The organism is Mycobacterium tilburgii (assembly GCF_902168065.1).
Taxonomy (GTDB): Bacteria; Actinomycetota; Actinomycetes; order Mycobacteriales; family Mycobacteriaceae; genus Mycobacterium; species Mycobacterium tilburgii.
Map to the genome: position 1 here is coordinate 1 of NZ_LR655744.1, position 17,716 is coordinate 17,716.

A 17,716-nucleotide genomic window follows, 5' to 3' on the forward strand; every position below is an offset into this window, starting at 1 on the left:
CGCCGCCGCTGGAACACCCGCGAGCAGCTACGCATCGCCATCGTCACCTAGGTCGAACGCACCTACCACCGCCGACGCCGACAGGTCGGTCTGGGCCGGTTGACCCCCGTCGAGTTCGAAGCAATCATGACCACACCAACCAGCCAGACCGCGTAACCGAAACTGTCACCTACTCGTGCAGCAGACCCAAGTCTTCCACTGGTCACACCCAAAGCGGTCGAAGCTCCAAAGCATCCTGGGAATAGTTGAAGTCGGAGACATCATCGGCGCTGAGAGCGACTTGTTCGCAGACCTCGAGCAGTTCTTCAAGGCGCAACGGCATGAGGACCTACACATCATGACACCACCACCCGAACCTGGCGCACCTTCGATATTTATTGCTGACGGTCGACGTTTCTGGGGTGTCCGCTAAGTTCGATTTAACGGCGATGATTTGTGATCGAGTCCCGGTTCACGAATCGATCGGTCCGCAAATACCCCGTCGGTACCCCGAACGCGACCGAACCGGAGCCGTACCGTATCTATGCGCCAGACGTACCAAAACCGCACTTCTAGCAGAGGTTAGGGTTAGCCGCTAGCGCCTTTGAGCAGGACGGGCACAAAAGCTGTTCGAACCTGGAAATAGCCTCCCAAGTGGATACGCGGGTTTAAAGCCAGTCGTCGGCGCCACGGTCCCGGTCGCGGAGCTGAGTTAATCAGTGCCTCGAATTCGGGCCACCATCCCGCCACGCGCCGCGACGAAGCAACGAAAATTCGGCCGACAACGGCTATGCAACCCTATGACCAGGCCTTTTAAGGTGGGGCGGGCGGGGCTCGAACCCGCGACCAACGGATTATGAGTCCGCGGCTCTAACCGACTGAGCTACCGCCCCCGGCGCGACACGTGCGTTGCACGACGTTGAGATTAGTGCCCGCGCTTACGGGCTGTGGCGCCCCGTGGTCCCTGCGACACGAGCCAGCCGGGGCCCCAGGGACCATCAGCCGGAAATGCGTCGTCAGTCTGCGCCGTGACGCGTCTGGTGTTGCAGCGCATCGATGAACTCCGGGGCATGTTGCCTTCGTCAGGTCTGCCAGGATCTCGCGGTGTCTTTTTCGGAGTTCACCTGCGCCGGGATATCCATCGCACACACGTTCGCAACAACGAGGAGGATGAGACAATAAAGACAGACCGAAATGTCAAAGAGTGTAAGCCATTTCGTCGTAAACCGACGTCAGCTGAAGACTGTCTGCCCGTCGACGTCGAGCAGGTAGGGCTCAGTGCCTTCCGACACCCGCAGCGCGTCCCCGCCGAGCGACACCGCGATCTCGTTGCTCGCGTTTCGCATCACATCGAGAGTCAGCTCGACCGCTTCGACCTCGAAAACCGGGCGCGCACCTCGGCGACGACGTCGGCGTCGAGGTGCGCAGGCGTCCAAATTAGCGCACCTACATACCGCAGCGCTGCTTTTACGCGATCATCGATCAGCGTCGACGTCTCGAAGTGTGCGATGTCGTCGTACAACGTCTCCGAACCCCCGGCCTCCAGCGCGCGGCTCTCTCGCACCGACCACCTCGCCCGACGGGTCGGTGGCGTGATCCCACTGGACCGTACCCGTCGTCCAGCCGAGAAAACTCTGGCCGACGCCGAGCGCCTCCAGCCCGGCGCGCACCCGCGACACGAAGTCCGCGATACACATCGCCACCACCACACTAAAGGTGCTGTCCCCCAACATCTTAAACAGCAAAGACCGCTGCTCGGGGGTGATCGCGGAGACGTCGGCACTGCACTGTTCGGCGAACTCGACGACGACGGCCCCCTCCTCCGAGGCCGGTTCACCGACTTTTACTTCCCACTACTGCGCCTGACTCACCGAGGACATGTGGAAATCCGGGATGCGCAGCGTCGGCATCGCGGTCCGGGTGACCCAATCCCCCCATTCGCGCGGCAGGGTCTTCTCGCTGACGCCCGCCTCGGTAGCCCGCCGCAGCAGATCCAGCGGGCTCTCGTTGAACCGGAAGTTGTTGACCGCCGCGGCGACCTCGCCGTCCTCGATCAGATACACCCCGTCGCGGGTCAGCCCGGTGAGTAACAGCGTGGTGGGTTCGACCGCGCGGATGTACCACAGCGTCGTGAGCAGCAGCCCGTTCTCGGTGCCGGCAATCATGTCCGCCAAGTCTTTCGACCCGCCCGTCATCACCAGGTTGTCCGCCGCCACCGCGACCTGTTCGTCGTACTTCGCAGCGGTGGCCCGCGGGTACGCCAACGCGTTGATCACGCCGTCGCGGATCCATTCGACGTGGCCGATCTCCATCCCGTTGTCGAACACCGAGACGATCTCGGTGGAACTGCTGGCCGCCACGAACGGGGTGCACAACAGCCCTGGCGCCATCGGATCGGAGAACAACGTCAACGGCAAGTCGGTGAGCCGCTCCCCCACACGGGTGCCGCCACCCGGCGCCGAGAACGCGGTGCGTCCCTCCTGGGCGCCCCGACCGGCCAGCGACCAGCCCAGGTAGATCATCAAGTCCGACACTGCCGACGGCGGCAGGATCGTCTCGTAGCGTCCCGCGGGAAGCGCCACGGTGCGCTCCGCCCAGCCCAGCCGCATCGTCAGGTCCTCGAGAAGCGAATCCGTCGGCACGGCAACAAAATCCGGGGTTCCGATGCCGGTCCACGCGCTGGCCGCACCACGCTTGCCGTTGATCTCCACCGCCCCGGTGGGCTGCGTGAACCGGCGGCGCAGACCCGTCGACAACGCCAGGAACGTCGTCGAAACACTATGGTGGGCAAAGCCATACAGCCGGTCGGTGCCTGCGAACCCACGGCTCAACGAACCGGCGACCTCGGCGAACACTTCCGGACCGGTGCCGGGCACCGGCGCGTCCCAGTCGGCGGGGACGCCGGTGTCGACCAGCAGCGGCGCCGCGTCGCCGGCCTCCGGGGCGGCCTGGGCCGCGTCTTGTGACGCCGCCACCAGACCCGGAATGACCCGCGGGTCCACCTCGGCGGACACCACCGTGCCGATGAACGCGCTCGACCCCTTGCGGATGATCGAGATGATCGTCATGTTGCGGCTGGCCGAAAGACCGTTGGTGGTCATCGAATTGTTCGCCCACCGCAGCGTCGCCTCGACCTTGTCGGTTACCAGGACTATGGTTTCGTCTGCGCGCCCCAGTTTCGCCGCCTCGTCCAACACGAGTTTGACGACGTGTTGAGCGCTAATCATGACGCCGTACCTCCTCATCGCTGCGCTCTGCATCGTCACCGGCGCGAATCATCAGTGGCCCCCCTCGGCAAGCGTGTTGAGCACGTTGACGCCGCGGAACAACGCCGACGGGCAGCCGTGGCTAACCGCGGCGACCTGTCCGGGCTGCGCCTTGCCGCAGTTGAACGCCCCGCCGAGCCGCCAGGTCGACGGGCCGCCCACGGCCTCCATCGAATTCCAGAAGTCGGTGGTGGTGGCCTGATAGGCCACGTCGCGCAACTGCCCGTCCAACCAGCCGTCGCGGATCCGGAAGAAGCGCTGACCGGTGAACTGAAAGTTGTACCGCTGCATGTCAATTGACCACGACTTGTCGCCGACGATGTAGATGCCGTTCTCGACCCGGCCGATCAGATCGTCGGTGCTCAGGTTGTCGCTGCCGGGCTGCAGCGACACGTTGGCCATCCGCTGGATCGGTACGTGATGCGGCGAGTCGGCATACGAGCAACCGTTGGAGCGCGGCTGGCCCAGCCGCGGCGCGAACACCCGGTCGAGTTGGTAGCCGACAAAGATACCGTCGCGCACCAGATCCCAGCTTTGCGCGGCCACCCCCTCGTCGTCGTAACCGACGGTGGCCAGGCCGTGCTCCTCGGTGCGGTCAGCGGTCACGTTCATCACCGGCGAGCCGTAGCGCATCTTCCCCAGCTTGTCCGGGGTGGCGAACGACGTCCCAGCATACGCGGCCTCGTAGCCGATGGCGCGATCGTATTCGGTTGCGTGACCAATGGATTCGTGAATGGTCAGCCACAGATTGGTGGGGTCGATCACCAGGTCGGTGAAACCTGGGCTCACGCTGGGCGACTTGACCTTCTCGGCCAGCAGCGACGGGAGCTGCGCGAGCTCGTCGGTCCAGTTCCACACCCCGTCGTCGATGAACCCCTCCCAGCCGAGCCCCATCGGCGGCGCCAGCGCGCGCATCGAGTCGAAACTGCCCGCCGCGGCATCCACAGTCACCGCCTCCAACGACGGCATCACCCGCACCCGCTGCTGGGTGATCGCGGAGCCGAACGTGTCGGCGTAGAACGTCTGCTCCTTGGCCGCGGTCAGGCCGGCCGAGACATGGTCGATACCGTCGGCGCCCAGCAGCCGCCCGGAGTACCCCTCGAGCACGCCGATCTTGTCGGCCGCGGGCACGTCGAACGGGTCGATCCGATAGTTCGACACCCAGCTGACGTCGGCGTACACCGGCTCGGGTGCCAGCTCGACGCGCTCGCTGTTCAGCGCCGCCAGGGTGGTGGCCACCCGGACGGCGCGGCGCGCGGTGTCGGCCGCGATCGACGGCGACAGCTCCGCGTGCGAGGCGAATCCCCAGGTGCCGTCGACGATGACGCGGACTGCCAAGCCGACCTCGCGGCTGACGACCGACGTCTCGAGCTCACAGTCCCGCAACCGTATGATCTCGGTGTTGATACGCTGAATGCGCAGGTCGGCATAGCTCGCCCCGGCCGCCGTGGCCGCGGACAGCGCAGCCTCGGCCAGCTCGTGTCGCGGCAGGGCCAGGAAGTCGGCGTCGATCCCCCGATTCGGTGTCACGGGCTCCACCGTATCGACTGTGCACCCCAAAGCCCTGCAGAGCCCGCTTTAATTAGCTGCATGGCAAGCGCCGCCCGCACCCGTCCGCCACGATCCAGCGTGCTGGCCTACGGGCTGCTGGCGCCTAGCCTGTTCGGCGTCGTCACCTTCCTGCTGCTGCCCATCCTCGTGGTGATCTGGCTCAGCCTGTATCGGTGGGATCTGCTGGGCCCGCTGCGCTTTGTGGGTCTGGACAACTGGCGCTCGGTGCTGACCGACGCCCAGTTCGGCAACTCGCTGATCGTCACCGTGATCTTCGTGGCGATCGTGGTCCCGACGCAGACGGTGCTCGGCCTGGGCGCGGCCTCCATGCTGGCCCAGCTGCTGCCGGGCACCGGCTTCTTCCGGACCGTGTTCGTGCTGCCGTGGATCTGCGCCCCGCTGGCGATCGCGGTGCTGTGGCGCTGGATCCTCGCGCCGACCGACGGGGCGATCGCAACCCTGCTGGGGCACAACGTCGAGTGGCTCTCTGATCCCAGCTTCGCGCTGCCGCTGGTGTCGGCGGCCGTGGTCTGGATGAACGTCGGCTACAACTCGCTGTCCTTCCTGGCCGGCCTGCTGGCCATCCCTAACGGGATCTACGCCGCCGCTCGCACCGACGGCGCCAACGCTTGGCAACGGTTCTGGCGCATCACGCTGCCCATGCTCCGCCCGACGATGTTCTTCGTGCTGGTGACCGGGATCGTCAGCACCGCACAGGTTTTCGACACCGTGTACGCTCTGACCGACGGCGGGCCGGCCGGCCGCACCGACCTGGTCGCGCACCGGATCTACGCCGAGGCGTTCGGTTCGGCGGCCATCGGCCGCGCCTCGGTGATGGCGGTGGTGCTGTTCGTCATCCTGGTCGGCATCACCATCGTGCAGCACCTGTATTTCCGGCGGCGGATCACCTATGACCTCGTCTAGCCGCCTCGCCAACGCGCTCGTCTACGCCGGCCTGGCGACGGGCGCGTTAATCACGTTGCTGCCGTTCGCTCTTGGCTTGCTGACCTCGTTCACCTCGGCGCACCAGTTCGTGACGGGCACGCCGCTGCAGCTGCCGCACCCACCCACGCTGGCCAACTACACCGACCTAGCTGGTGCCGGATTCTTGCGGGCGGCGGCGGTCACCGCACTGATGACGGCGGTGATCCTGGTGGGCCAGATGACGTTCTCGGTGTTGGCCGGTTACGCCTTTGCGCGCCTGGAATTCGCCGGACGCGATGTGCTGTTCTGGGTCTACATCACGACGTTGATGGTGCCCACGACGCTCACGGTGGTGCCGCTGTACCTGATGATGGCCCAAGCCGGGCTGCGTAACACGTTCTGGGCGCTGGTACTGCCGTTCATGTTCGGCTCCCCCTACGCGATCTTCTTGCTGCGCGAGCATTTCCGGCTGATCCCCATCGACCTGATCAACGCCGCCCGCCTCGACGGCGCCAACACGCTGGACGTGATCACCCACGTCGTCATCCCGTCCAGCCGACCGGTGCTGGAGACGCTGACACTGATCACCATGGTCTCGCAGTGGAACAACTTCATGTGGCCGTTGGTGATCACCAGCGGCAACAAGTGGCGGGTGCTTACGGTGGCCACCGCCGATCTGCAGTCGCGGTTCAACTCGCAGTGGACGCTGGTGATGGCGGCGACCACGCTCGCGGTCGTCCCGCTGGCGCTGCTGTTCATCGCCTCGCAGCGCCACATCGTCTCCTCGCTCGTCCTGTCGGGGGTCAAGTGAGCAGGCCGCGGACATCGACGCTAGCCGCCGCCGCGCTCGGCATGGTCGCGGTGCTGCTGGCCGGGATCGCCGTGCTGCTGAACTATTCCGGTGAGCCGCATGGCAACACGACGGTGGTGCGGGTGCGGGTCTGGGATGTGTCGATCGCCGAAGCCTACCGCCAGTCATTCGAGGCGTTTCACCGTGTACACCCCGATATCGAGGTGCGCGTCGACCAGGTCGCCTACTCGACGTACTTCAACACGCTGCGCACCGACGTCGCGGGGGGCAGCGCCGACGACATCTTCTGGCTGTCCAACGCCTACCTGGCCGCCTACGCCGACAACGGCCGGCTGCTGGACATCGGAAAAACATTTGGTGCTCAGACTATTTCGGAGTGGGAACCCACGGTCGTCGACCAGTTCACCCGAGGTGGAGCACTGTGGGGCGTGCCGCAGCTGACCGACGCCGGCATCGCAGTGTACTACAACGAGGACCTTCTCGCCACCGCTGGCATCGATCCGAGTGAGCTCGACAACCTGCGCTGGGATCCGCACGGTGACAACGACACGCTGCGTCCGCTGGCGGCCCGACTCACCGTTGACGCCAACGGAAACACAGCGGGCACAGCAGGTTTCGATCCTAGCCGGATGCGGCAGTGGGGCTACAACGCGGCCAACGACCCGCAGGCGATCTACCTCAACTACATCGGCTCGGCCGGCGGGGTGTTCCAGCGCGGCGACGAGTTCGCGTTCGACAACCCCGCCGCCGTCGAGGCTTTCCGCTACCTGGTCGACCTGATCAACCGCGACCACGTCGCGCCGCCCGCCTCGGACACCAACGGCAACGGCGACTTCTCCCGCAACCAGTTCCTGGCGGGGCGGATGGCGCTGTTTCAGTCCGGCACTTACAACCTGGCGTTGATCGCCCGTGACGCCCGCTTCCGCTGGGGCATAGCGATGCTGCCGATAGGCCCCGCCGGCCGGGTCAGTGTCACCAATGGCATTGCCGCGTCCGGTAATTCGGCGACCAAGCATCCCGACGCGGTGCGTCAGGTACTGGCCTGGATGGGCAGCACGGCGGGCAACGACTATCTGGGCGCGCAAGGCGCGGCGATTCCCGCGGTCCGCTCGGCCCAACAGGTGTACTTTGACTACTGGGCCGGACGCGGCGTCGACGTCACACCGTTCTTCGATGTGCTGCGGGGCCCGCGTATCCCGGCACCGGGAGGTCCCGGCTTCACCGCCGGCGACGCGGCGCTGCAGAGCTATTTCGACGAGATGTTCCTGGGCCGCGCCGACGTCGCAACCACCTTGCAGCGGGCGCAAGCCGCGGCCAACGCCGCCGCACGGCGCTAGCCGTCGTCAGCTAGCTTCGTTGAGCGCACTGTGGCGCCGTCCCCACGCGAAGTAGAAAAACCAACGCGACCAACACCCACCCGCTGAACGCAATCCAGGTGTACCAGTACAGGCTGGCCAGGATGTAGCCGCAGGCCAGCACCGAAAGTACCGTTGTGACAGGGTACCTTGAAACCGCGCGGCAACTCCGGCTCGCGCACGTGCAGCACGATCACGCCGACGGCAACCACGATGAACGCGGTCAGCGTGCCGATGGACACCATGTCGGCCAGCTCCTCGAGCGGGACGAAACCGGCCAACGTCGCGGCGGCAATGACGACGATCACCGTGTTCGACACCGGGGTCATGGTGCGCGCGTTTACCGACGCGAAGCGCGCGGGCAGCAGCCCGTCGCGATCCATCGCGAACAGGATGCGGGTCTGGCCGTACATCGTGATCAGTGTGACGGTGAAGATGGAAATGACCGCGCCTGCGCACAGGTTCGTGCTGGCCCAGCCATGGTGGGTGGCCGATGTAGGAGAAGAAGATGGTGCCCGCCGCCGAACCAATGCCGGCCACGCCGAACGGGGCGAAATCGCGAAGCTGGTTGGAGTCGAACGCGGTGAACGCGACAATCACGAACATCGCCAGCACGCCGAGTTCGATCAGCACCATGATCGCGTTCACCCGCGCCGATTCAATAGCACCGCGAATCAGCAGCAGCGCGCACAGCCCGATCAGGACGATCGCCGGCAGGTTCACATAGCCGGAGTCGGAATCCCACGGCGCCGCGGACAATGCGTGCGGCAGCTGCAGCCCGACCACGTTGTCGAGCAACTTGTTGACGTAACCGCTCCAGACGACCTATACCGCGGCGGTGGCCACCCTGTATTCCAGCAGCAGGCAGGCGGCCACGCACATCGCGACGACCTCACCCAGCGTCGTGTATGCGTACGAATACGACGAGCCCGAAATCTTTACCGCCAAATCCAATTCGGCATAGCAGATGGCGGCCCATCCGGCCGCGATCCCCGCGATGAGGAACGAGACGATCATCCCGGGGCCCGCCTCCGGCACCGCCTGCGACAGCACGAAGAAGATTCCGGCGCCGATCGTCGAGCCGACCCCGAACATGGTCAGCTGAAACACGGTGATGCCGCGCCGCAGGTGGTCGGCGGCCCCGTGCGCGGCGGCGCTCCGACCACCGGGCGCCGCCGCAGCATCTGTTGGGTCAGGCCGATCGAGCTGGCTGGCAAATCGCGCCCCTCTATAGCTGGATCAGCTGATTATGCCCGCAAGACGTCGGCGAACTGCACAACGGCCCAGTCAATCTCCTGCTCGGTGATCACCAGCGGCGGCGCGAACCGCAGCGTGGACCCGTGGGTGTCTTTCACCAACACCCCACGCTCGGCCAGGCGCAGGCTGATCTGCTTGCCGCTGCCGAGCGCGGGATCGACGTCGACCCCGGCCCACAGGCCGAAGCCGCGCACGGCCAGCACGCCGTCGCCGATCAGGGCGCGCAGCCGCCGATGCAGATGCGCACCCAATTCGGCCGAGCGAGCCTGGAACTCGCCCCGCGTAAGCATCGCGACCACCGTGGTGCCAATGGCGGCGGCCAGCGGGTTGCCCCCGAACGTCGAGCCGTGCTCGCCCGGATGCAATACGCCGAGGATGTTGCGGTCGGCGACCATCGCCGACAGCGGCACCACACCGCCGCCGAGCGCCTTGCCCAGCAGATACATGTCCGGCACGACGTCCCAGCGATCGCAGGCGAAGGTGTAGCCGGTGCGGGCTAGCCCGGACTGAATCTCGTAGGCGATCATCAGGACGTTGAAGTCGGTGCACAGCGAACGCGCGGCCGGCAGGTAGTCGTCGGGCGGGACGATGATGCCGGTTTCACCCTGGATGGGTTCGAGCAGGAACGCGATGGTGTTCTCGTCGATCGCATCGGCCAGGGCAGCCGAGTCGCCGAACGGCACCGTGCGGAACCCGGGCGTGAACGGCCCGAACCCGGCGCGCGCCGTCAGGTCCGACGAGAAGCTGATGATGCTGATCGTGCGGCCGTGGAAGTTGTTCTTAGCGACGACGATGTTGGCCCGGCCCTCGGTCACGCCCTTGACGTCGTCGCCCTATTTGCGCGCTGCCTTGAGGCCGCTTTCTATGGCCTCGGTGCCCGAATTCATCGGCAGCACCATGTCTTTGCCGCACAGCCGGGCCAGTCCGGCACAGAACGGTCCGAGGGCGGCGGCGTGGGAGGCGCGGCTGACCAGCGTGACGGTGTCAAGTTGGGCATGCGCGGTCGCGGTGATCTCGGGGTTGCGGTGACCGAAGTTGACCGCCGAGTACGCCGACAGGCAGTCCAGGTAGCGGCGACCTTCGACGTCGGTGATCCACACGCCCTCGGCGCTGGCCGCAACCACCGGCAGCGGAGAATAGTTGTGGGCTGCATATTGTTCGACGAGCGCGATCGCGTCCTCGGTTCCGGTGTTCACCGAAGTCCGGCCATCGAGAATCGTCATTGAAACACCTCCAATGTGCAGCACTTGACGGAACCACCCCCTTTGAGCAGTTCAGAAAGATCGACGCCGATGGGCTCGAAACCCGCATCCCGCAGTTGAGCCATGAAACCCGTTGCGACGGAAGGAAGCACGACGTGCAGACCGTCGGAGACGACATTGAGACCCAGCACGTAGGCGTCCGCGCTCCCCACCACGATAGCGTCGGGATACAGCGCGTGCAGCTGGTCCTGCGCCGCCGGACTGAAGGCCGGGGGGTAGAACGCGATCATCTGGTCGTCGAGGACCGCCAGCGCGGTATCCAAATGGTAGAACCGCGGATCCACCAGCTCGAGGGAGATCACCGGCATCCGCAGCGCCGCCGAGATCTCACGGTGCGCGCGGCGATCGGTGCGAAAACCATGACCGGCCAACACCATTTCGCCCACCATCAGCAGGTCGCCCTGACCTTCGTTGACGTATCGCGTGGTGACCGGCGTATAGCCCATCGACGATATCCAGTCGGCGTAGGCCCGCGCCTCAGCGGCGCGCTGCTCGTAGCGGAAGCGAGCGACGATGGCGACGTCGCCGGCGACGAAGCCGCCGTTGGCGGCGTAGACCATGTCCGGCAGTCCAGGCACCGGCTCGACGAGGTCGACCCGATGGCCGAGCCGCAGATAGGTCTGGCGCAGGACTTCCCATTGCGCGACCGCGACCCCGACGTTCACCGGTGTGCTGACATCCATCCACGGGTTGATGGCGTATTCGACCGCGTAGTACGTCGGCGGTGTCATCACGTAGCGGCGTGTGCGCGCGCTCCGGCGCCGGGTGGGCGCGGCGTCTTGCCATGCCTCGGGCCGGGCGCGCGGCACCGGGTCGTCAGCATAGTAATACATCATAGATCAACAATATTTAGCTCGATAACACAATCAAAGTCCAATTATTGCGTATACCAGTTATTTATTGCTCTACAGTGGCTTCATCAGCGATTTATTGCACGCTATGGAGGTGGCGGGAAATGGACCGCCTGGACGACACCAATGAGCGCATCTTGACCGAGCTGACCGAGCACGCGCGGGCCACTTTCGCCGAGATCGGCGAGAAGGTGAATCTGTCCGCCCCAGCGGTGAAGCGCCGGGTCGACCAGATGATCGAGAGCGGCGTGATCAAGGGCTTCACCACGATCGTCGACCGCAACGCGCTGGGCTGGAACACAGAGGCCTATGTGCAGGTGTTCTGCCACGGCACGATCGCGCCCGATCGGTTGCGGGCGGCGTGGGTGGACATGCCCGAGGTGGTCAGCGCGGCGACGGTCACGGGAACCTCGGATGCGATCCTGCACGTGCTGGCCCGCGACATGCGCCACCTGGAGGCGGCGCTGGAGCGCATCCGGGCGAGCGCCGACATCGAACGCAGCGAGAGCATCGTCGTGTTGTCCAACCTCATCGACCGGATGCGGACCTAGCGCCGCGGTGCCGGGCCGGGGCGCCCGTCGCGAGCGTAACGCCAGCGCCGGATTCGGGCCGATCTGTGGCCGTGACGTTACGCTCGCGGGCGGCCGGCCGGCGGCCGGCGCATGGCTTGGCGACTTGCATAGGGTCAGGGCTGGTTCCGTTCCGGCACCGAACTGTCCCGGGCCTGCTTGAGCTGCATCCGCAGGTACTGCCGAAGCTCGTGCAGATCGGGATCTTTCCAACGGTTGACGGCCTCGATCGGGTCGGCCGTCAGATCGTAGAGCTCCCACTAATCGTCGACCGGAGACGTCCGATACTCTTCTCCCCCCAATGCCATTGGCGGCCAGGTGACGTACGCCGGGTTCGGTCCAGGTGCTCGGATCGTCGAAGGTGCGCACCAGCTTCCACAAGTGTTCGTCGCCTCCCGCCACGTCCATCCGGACCACCAGGCCCGCGACGTTGGACGCGGTGTGGGCCGGCACCCGGATGCGCAGCGGCGCGGGCGGATTAACAGTCCAGTTCGGCCGGCGCGCCAAACCCGATGCGCCGCTGTCTCCTTCGAGCATGTTGTCGTGCGCGCAGAGCAGGTCGGCGTGGTCGGTGGTGCGCACCAAAACCGCGTCCTGCGAACCATTTTCGGTGACCGCCCGCCGGAACCGGTCGATCGGCCCGTCCACCTCGGCGTGCAGGCGGTAATACAGGTAGCGCTGCGCGCCCTGCCGGTAGCTGCGCCCGATGGCCGGCGCCGAGCGTAGCCCGAGTAATAGGCCTCGCGGAACGCAATCTGGGCGGCCGGTTTGGTCGACAGGTCTTCGTCGGCGATGGGCGCCGGCGGAACCGGCGGCGGGTCCAGGTGTGACGGCTTGACCGGGCTGCGGCGCGACCACAGCGGAAACAGCACGATGTCGTGGGGGTTGATGAAGCTCGCGACAAGCAGAAACGGGCGCAACGCGGCGGGATCACCGGCGCGGCGGCGGGCGTAGCGGTCGGTGAGCCAGGCGACCACCCGATCGGCGATCAGCGGGTCTCGGCGGACGCCGGCGTTGGCCAGCAGTGCGCCGTGCGTCTCCGGACCGACCCACCCGAAAAAGCCGTACGGCCCAAGCGGGTCGGCGTCTAGATAGCGCTGCACCGCCGCCCGGTCGACGACACCGTCGTCGTCGTTGGTCGCCAGCGAGCGGCCGGTGCTCGGGTCGATCAGATCGGCGTGCGATGTGCCACTTGCCGTCATAGTGCGTGTCGTATCCTGCCGCGCGGAACCAGTTCCCCAGGGTGGGGACCTCGCCGGGTCGCAGCCAGCGCATCCGGGAGTCGTCGGCGGTCTTGCCGATGCCGTCGGTCTAGGTGACGCCGTGCAGGCCCGGGTAGTGCCCGGTGAAGATCGTCGGGCGGCTCGGCACGCAGGCGAGCGAACCGGGTGTAGTGCCTGCTGAAGCTGACGCCGTGATCGTCGAACCACTTGCGCCCCAATAGATTGCGGTCCCGCCAGGCGAGCACCTCGGGGGTCTCGTACGGCGGTACCGCACGTTCCTCGTCGGTCATGATGACGATGACATCGGGGCGATCAGACACGCGCATTCTCCAATCGGTTCGCCAGCCCGGCTAGCATCGAGTCGGACTGGCGTGCCATGACGCGACACCGCGCGTTCGGTGATCTGCTGGTGTGGTCGGGGACCGACTTCGACTGTGCTGGTCAAGGTTACGACGGTGGCATCGCCGGCACTCGGCGCCAGCGTCCAGCGATTAGTCACCCGGCGCAACAGGCGGGGCTGGCCTTCGATGTCGTAGGCCAGCGCATGTGGGGGTCGAACTCGATGATGCGCTCGACGAGGGTGTCGCGTTTGATCTGGAGTCGCCGGGTGGTGCCCAGCGGCGCCGCGTCGGCACCGGACGTTAGGGAATGCAGGAGTGGCCAACGTTGGCCGCCCACGAACTGATTGCGCCGAAGTCCGCCAAGACATCCCACACCTCGGACGGGCGCGCCCCGATAACACGGCTGCGCTGGATGGGCCACGCGCTTACGCTACACGACGGGCAACCGCCGATTTATCAAATCGGGTAGATATGCCACAGTGTCTCGGCCGCCACCGACGTCGCGCCCGCGGCCACGAACAGGGCCAGCGTCACCCAGTCGGCGAGCTTCGGCCGCGCCGGCGATGCCGAAAGCTGGCCGGCCCCACCGCGGGCGGTGATCGCGTCGCCCATCTCGTCGGCGCGCCGCAGCGTCACGACCATAGCCGTCGCGAGCAGATCGATCACCTCGCGGCCCTGCTGTCGTCGCCGTTCCTTGCGACTGTGCGGGGCGTTCTTCGGGCGCAGTCGACGGGCGGCGTAGAGCACCTGGAACTCTTCGATCAACATCGGGAATGCGCGCAGCGCGAGCGCCAAGGTGGCCGCCCATTCGTCGACCGGTATCCGGAATAGTTTAAATGGCCGGCCCAAAGTTGCCAGTGCGGGCCCGATTTCGGCCACGTTGGTGGTCCAGGACACCAAGGCGCCGAGTGCGATCAGCAGGACCGTCAGCGCGGTCACCCGCAAAAAGTGCAGCGATCCGACGAGCCCCAGGTGAACTCCGGCGATCGAGATCACCGGACTGCCCCCGGCGACCGCGTCGGTCACAAACCCAACGGCCATCATCGCCCACAACCAGCGAGGGACGGTCGGCATCGCACCGCGCGGTATGTGGGCAAGCCACAGCGCGGCCACCACCAGGCTGCCGAGCAATCCGATGCTAACCCAGCCCGGGTAGAACGTCAGTAACACCGCGACGCCAACGACGACGAGCAGCTTGGTGCCAGCCCACAACCGGTGGATGAGTGACGTCCCAGGCACCGGAACCAGCAGCACCACCGGGCGAGTGGGGCGCCGGTCCGGCTTCTTAGCCGCGGCCGAGCGCGGGGTCGTGGTCATGACACCCCCCTGCTCGAGGTCGATGCCGCGCTCAGCACGCCGTCGCGCAGATGCAAGGTGCGCGGGCAGACATCTTTGAGTCCGGCGCTGTCGTGCGAGATCACGATCAAGGTCAGGCCCTGCTCACGGCGCAAGCGCTCCAACAGCCGGAGCAGTCCGCGTTGGCTACCGACGTCCAGGCCGGCCAGCGGCTCGTCGAGGATCAACACGCGCGGTGAGCGCGCCAACAACCCGGCCAGCACGACGCGGCGCATTTGGCCGCCGCTGAGCTGGTCGATGCGCCGTTCGGCCAGCGCCGGATGCAGGCCGACAAGCCCGAGCGCGGCGGCCACGCGATCGGTGTCTCGCGGTGAAAACCCCGCCGCGGACGCCACTTCCAGGTCGACGTGGCTGCGCATCAATTGCAGCCGGGCGGTCTGGAATGCCAGCGCCACCTCACCGACGTGCTCGTCGGTGGGCTCGCCGTCGATCAGGCAGCGGCCGGCGGTGGGGACGGTCAATCCGGCCATGATCCACCCCAGAGTGGATTTGCCCGAGCCGTTGTGGCCGTGGATCAAAACGCCGTCACCCTGCTGTGCGACTAAGTTAATGTCGCGCAGCGCGGTCTTGGCCCAGGGCGTTCCACTAGCGTACTCGTGGCCCACGTTGATGAGCTCGATCGTGCCGGCCGCGCGCTGCTGCCCGGCCACGCTGCTGGGTTCGGTGTCGGCATTGCCGACGTGGCCGGCGTTGTCGTCGGAGTCGCTGAGGTTGATGGTGCGGTCGGCGGACGCGGCTTCGTTGTCGAAATGGGTGATGTGCACCAGGGCGGTCCGGTGTCGTTGGTGCAGGCCCGAGATGACGTCCAGCAGGCCGTCGCGGCCCTGCTGGTCGATCATCGAGGTGACCTCGTCGGCGATGAGCAGCGCCGGCTCCCGGGCGAGCGCGGCGGCCAGCGCCAGGCGCTGCAGTTGCCCGCCGGACAGGCTTGCCGTGTCCCGGTCGGCGAGGTCTTCCAGGCCGACCTCGCGCAGCAGCCGGGGCACGTCGACGTGCACGTCCGGCGGCAGACCCCACACCACGTCGTCGGCGACCCTGGTCCCCAAGACTTGGCTCTTCGGGTGTTGCAGCACCAGCGCGGTGCCGCCGTGTTTGCCCAGACCGACGGCGCCCGGCCGGTGCACGGTGCCCGACGTCGGTTGCCGGCCGGCCAGGATCAGCATCAACGTCGTCTTGCCCGATCCGTTGGCGCCGGTGATGGCGACGTGCTCCCCGCTCGAAATCTCGAGGCTGAGCTCGCGTAACGCGTCTTGCACGGCGTTGGGGTAACGGAACCGGACGTGGTCCAACCGCACCGGCACCGGATCGATCGGGCCGTCAAGCGCCACATCGGTCTCGGGCGGATCCAACTTGTGCACGTCGGGGATGTCGCCCATGCGCTCCAGCAGACGCGACAGCGCCCACCAGCCGATCATCGTGACCATCACGACCACGAAGACCAGGTAGGGCAACACCAGCCACGGCCACACCCGCAGCCCCTCGGCGACCCAGTGCTTGAGCGCGGCCGCAACCTCCGGCAGATGTACCCACACCAGGAACGTACAGACGCCGTTGACGTTCGCGGTCAGCACCCCAAAGATCAACTCCCGCAAGCGAGTTAGCATTGCGAAAATGCCGACCCACACCGAGCCCCAGATGACACCGGTGATCAGCGACGCGGCCAGCACGGTGGGGGCGCCACGACCTTTTCGTTTGACGATGCCGCAGATCCCGCCGACCCAGGCGGCGTCGACCACCATCGCGGAGCTGCCCAGCCCGGAGATCAAGAACGCGAGCACCGTCGCGGCAACGGCCGCGGCGATCAACACCCGAGGCCGGAATCGGTAGGCCAGTAAACCCATGGGCACGGTCCCCAGGACCCCGAGCCCGTGTGCGAACGGAATGACCGTGGCGATGATTGCGGTCACCGAACACAGCGCCGCCATCACCGCGGCCTGGGCTAGTTCGTTCGGCTGCAACGGTCCCCCGTGCGATGCCGGAGAGGGCGCGCGGTCACTTTGTCGATTGTGCCAGGCTGATCGGTCGGTCGTCGCCGTTAGTCGTCCTTTGCTGGCAGGCGGACCAGTGTGGGTGCGGGTGGTCTCGCATAGCAAAGCTGTGCAACGATGGGGAGATGGATGACGCCGTCGAGACCGCAAACGTGACGCTTCAGCAGGGCTTAGGTGCGGACCTGCTCGCCGTCGTTGCGCGACTGAACCGGCTGGGCACCCAGCGGTTCCAGATGCCGTTGCCCGCGGCACAGGCCCGGTTGCTGGCAACCATCGAAGTGCACGGCGAAACGCGGATCGGCGACTTGGCCGCCGTCGATCATTGTTCGCAACCGACGATGACCACGCAGGTGTGCCGGCTGGAGAACGCCGGGCTGGTTAGCCGAACCGTCGACCCCGGCGACGCCCGCGCGGTCCGCATCCGCATCACACCGGAAGGGCGGCGCACGCTGGACGCGGTGCGGGCCGACCGCGCCGCCGCGATCGAACCCCAGTTGGCGATGCTCGAGCCGGCCGACCGTGAGGTGCTAGCCGAGGCGGTGCAGGTGCTGCGCCGGCTGCTCGACAACGCCGTGGCCAGCCCGCGCCGCAACACGTTGTGACAACCGCGCACGCCTGGTGGGTGAACGACCGCCGCCGATAGACACTTACTTCCGCGCACCCGGCCTCCCTCTCACCGTCTTCATTGGTCCCGCGCGGTATGTGTTAGGTCCGGGGGCGCTCGGCGATCCACAGCAGGGGCCCGCGGCTGACGTTCCGGCTCGGCGCACTGCCCCGACACAGCGGCCACCCGGACCGCCCCCGGCACAGCGCCCGCCGGGTCCGCCACCGGCGCGTCCGCAGCCGCCCCGACCGCCGGCGCCCACCGAGCAGATGCGGATTGGTCCATCGCGGGAGACGACGGTCGAGCATCCGATCGGGCCACCGCCGCCGGCCCCGCCAGCAACTCCGCCGGCGCCGCCGGCCCCGCGACCACCCGCATC

10 protein-coding genes, 1 tRNA gene and 7 pseudogenes are annotated in these 17,716 nt (G+C 66.7%); 6 read left to right on the forward strand and 12 right to left on the reverse strand.

The annotated features are described in order from the left end of the window. Positions 1-156 (forward strand): annotated as a pseudogene (locus FQ389_RS20840) (IS3 family transposase); the annotation flags it as partial. Positions 157-798: 642 nt separating this feature from the next. Here FQ389_RS20840 and FQ389_RS15915 read toward each other — a convergent pair. The 4 genes and pseudogenes from FQ389_RS15915 to FQ389_RS15930 form a co-directional block, all read right to left on the reverse strand. Then, a tRNA-Ile gene (locus FQ389_RS15915) sits at positions 799-872 on the reverse strand. A 339-nt stretch (positions 873-1,211) separates the two neighbouring features. Further along, positions 1,212-1,829, reverse strand: a pseudogene (locus FQ389_RS20845) (carboxymuconolactone decarboxylase family protein); the annotation flags it as partial. A 3-nt stretch (positions 1,830-1,832) separates the two neighbouring features. Further along, a complete protein-coding gene (locus FQ389_RS15925; RefSeq protein WP_144209432.1) occupies positions 1,833-3,206 on the reverse strand; it encodes a metallopeptidase TldD-related protein in 1,374 nt (457 codons plus the stop codon). Positions 3,207-3,257: 51 nt separating this feature from the next. Beyond that, positions 3,258-4,775 (reverse strand): TldD/PmbA family protein, encoded by a 1,518-nt coding sequence (locus tag FQ389_RS15930; RefSeq protein WP_144209394.1) that lies wholly within the window; start codon positions 4,773-4,775, stop codon positions 3,258-3,260. 60 nt (positions 4,776-4,835) lie between these two features. Here FQ389_RS15930 and FQ389_RS15935 point away from each other — a divergent pair, with 60 nt between their 5' ends. Genes FQ389_RS15935 through FQ389_RS15945 form a run of 3 tightly spaced genes read left to right on the forward strand, consistent with a single transcriptional unit; the run spans position 4,836 to position 7,868 of the window. Further along, positions 4,836-5,720, forward strand: coding sequence for a carbohydrate ABC transporter permease (locus FQ389_RS15935; protein WP_144209397.1), 885 nt, complete (start codon positions 4,836-4,838; stop codon positions 5,718-5,720). Further along, the gene (locus FQ389_RS15940; protein WP_144209400.1) at positions 5,707-6,531 is read left to right on the forward strand and encodes a carbohydrate ABC transporter permease; all 825 of its coding nucleotides are present in this window, start codon (positions 5,707-5,709) and stop codon (positions 6,529-6,531) included. Before FQ389_RS15935 ends, FQ389_RS15940 begins: the two co-directional genes overlap by 14 nt. Beyond that, positions 6,528-7,868 (forward strand): ABC transporter substrate-binding protein, encoded by a 1,341-nt coding sequence (locus tag FQ389_RS15945; RefSeq protein WP_144209403.1) that lies wholly within the window; start codon positions 6,528-6,530, stop codon positions 7,866-7,868. Before FQ389_RS15940 ends, FQ389_RS15945 begins: the two co-directional genes overlap by 4 nt. A 6-nt stretch (positions 7,869-7,874) precedes the next feature. On the opposite strand, the pseudogene FQ389_RS15950 reads toward FQ389_RS15945, so the two are convergent. The 3 genes and pseudogenes from FQ389_RS15950 to ddaH form a co-directional block, all read right to left on the reverse strand. After that, positions 7,875-9,103, reverse strand: a pseudogene (locus tag FQ389_RS15950) (amino acid permease). A gap of 30 nt (positions 9,104-9,133) precedes the next feature. Then, positions 9,134-10,366: pseudogene (rocD, locus tag FQ389_RS15955) on the reverse strand (ornithine--oxo-acid transaminase). Then, complete coding sequence (gene ddaH / locus FQ389_RS15960; RefSeq protein WP_186296478.1) at positions 10,363-11,238, reverse strand: dimethylargininase; 876 nt, start codon at positions 11,236-11,238, stop codon at positions 10,363-10,365. The pseudogene rocD and the gene ddaH overlap by 4 nt, the downstream one beginning before the upstream one ends. Before the next feature lie 122 nt (positions 11,239-11,360). On the opposite strand from ddaH, the gene FQ389_RS15965 reads away from it, so the two are divergent. Beyond that, positions 11,361-11,807: an Lrp/AsnC family transcriptional regulator gene (locus FQ389_RS15965; RefSeq protein ID WP_144209410.1), complete on the forward strand. Its 447-nt coding sequence runs from the start codon at positions 11,361-11,363 to the stop codon at positions 11,805-11,807. Between the two features lie 134 nt (positions 11,808-11,941). Here the strand turns inward: FQ389_RS15965 and FQ389_RS15970 are convergent. The 4 genes and pseudogenes from FQ389_RS15970 to FQ389_RS15985 form a co-directional block, all read right to left on the reverse strand. After that, positions 11,942-13,368, reverse strand: a pseudogene (locus FQ389_RS15970) (sulfatase-like hydrolase/transferase). Further along, positions 13,361-13,803 (reverse strand): annotated as a pseudogene (locus tag FQ389_RS20850) (SRPBCC family protein). Before FQ389_RS20850 ends, FQ389_RS15970 begins: the two co-directional pseudogenes overlap by 8 nt. A 42-nt stretch (positions 13,804-13,845) precedes the next feature. Beyond that, a complete protein-coding gene (locus FQ389_RS15980) occupies positions 13,846-14,706 on the reverse strand; it encodes an energy-coupling factor transporter transmembrane component T family protein (protein WP_144209414.1) in 861 nt (286 codons plus the stop codon). Beyond that, the gene (locus FQ389_RS15985) at positions 14,703-16,670 is read right to left on the reverse strand and encodes an ATP-binding cassette domain-containing protein (RefSeq protein ID WP_144209435.1); all 1,968 of its coding nucleotides are present in this window, start codon (positions 16,668-16,670) and stop codon (positions 14,703-14,705) included. The genes FQ389_RS15980 and FQ389_RS15985 overlap by 4 nt, the downstream gene beginning before the upstream one ends. A gap of 188 nt (positions 16,671-16,858) precedes the next feature. Between FQ389_RS15985 and FQ389_RS15990 the strand changes: the two genes are divergently transcribed. Continuing rightward, positions 16,859-17,335: a MarR family winged helix-turn-helix transcriptional regulator gene (locus FQ389_RS15990; RefSeq protein WP_144209429.1), complete on the forward strand. Its 477-nt coding sequence runs from the start codon at positions 16,859-16,861 to the stop codon at positions 17,333-17,335. A gap of 80 nt (positions 17,336-17,415) precedes the next feature. On the opposite strand, the pseudogene FQ389_RS20855 reads toward FQ389_RS15990, so the two are convergent. Further along, positions 17,416-17,716, reverse strand: a pseudogene (locus tag FQ389_RS20855) (hypothetical protein); the annotation flags it as partial.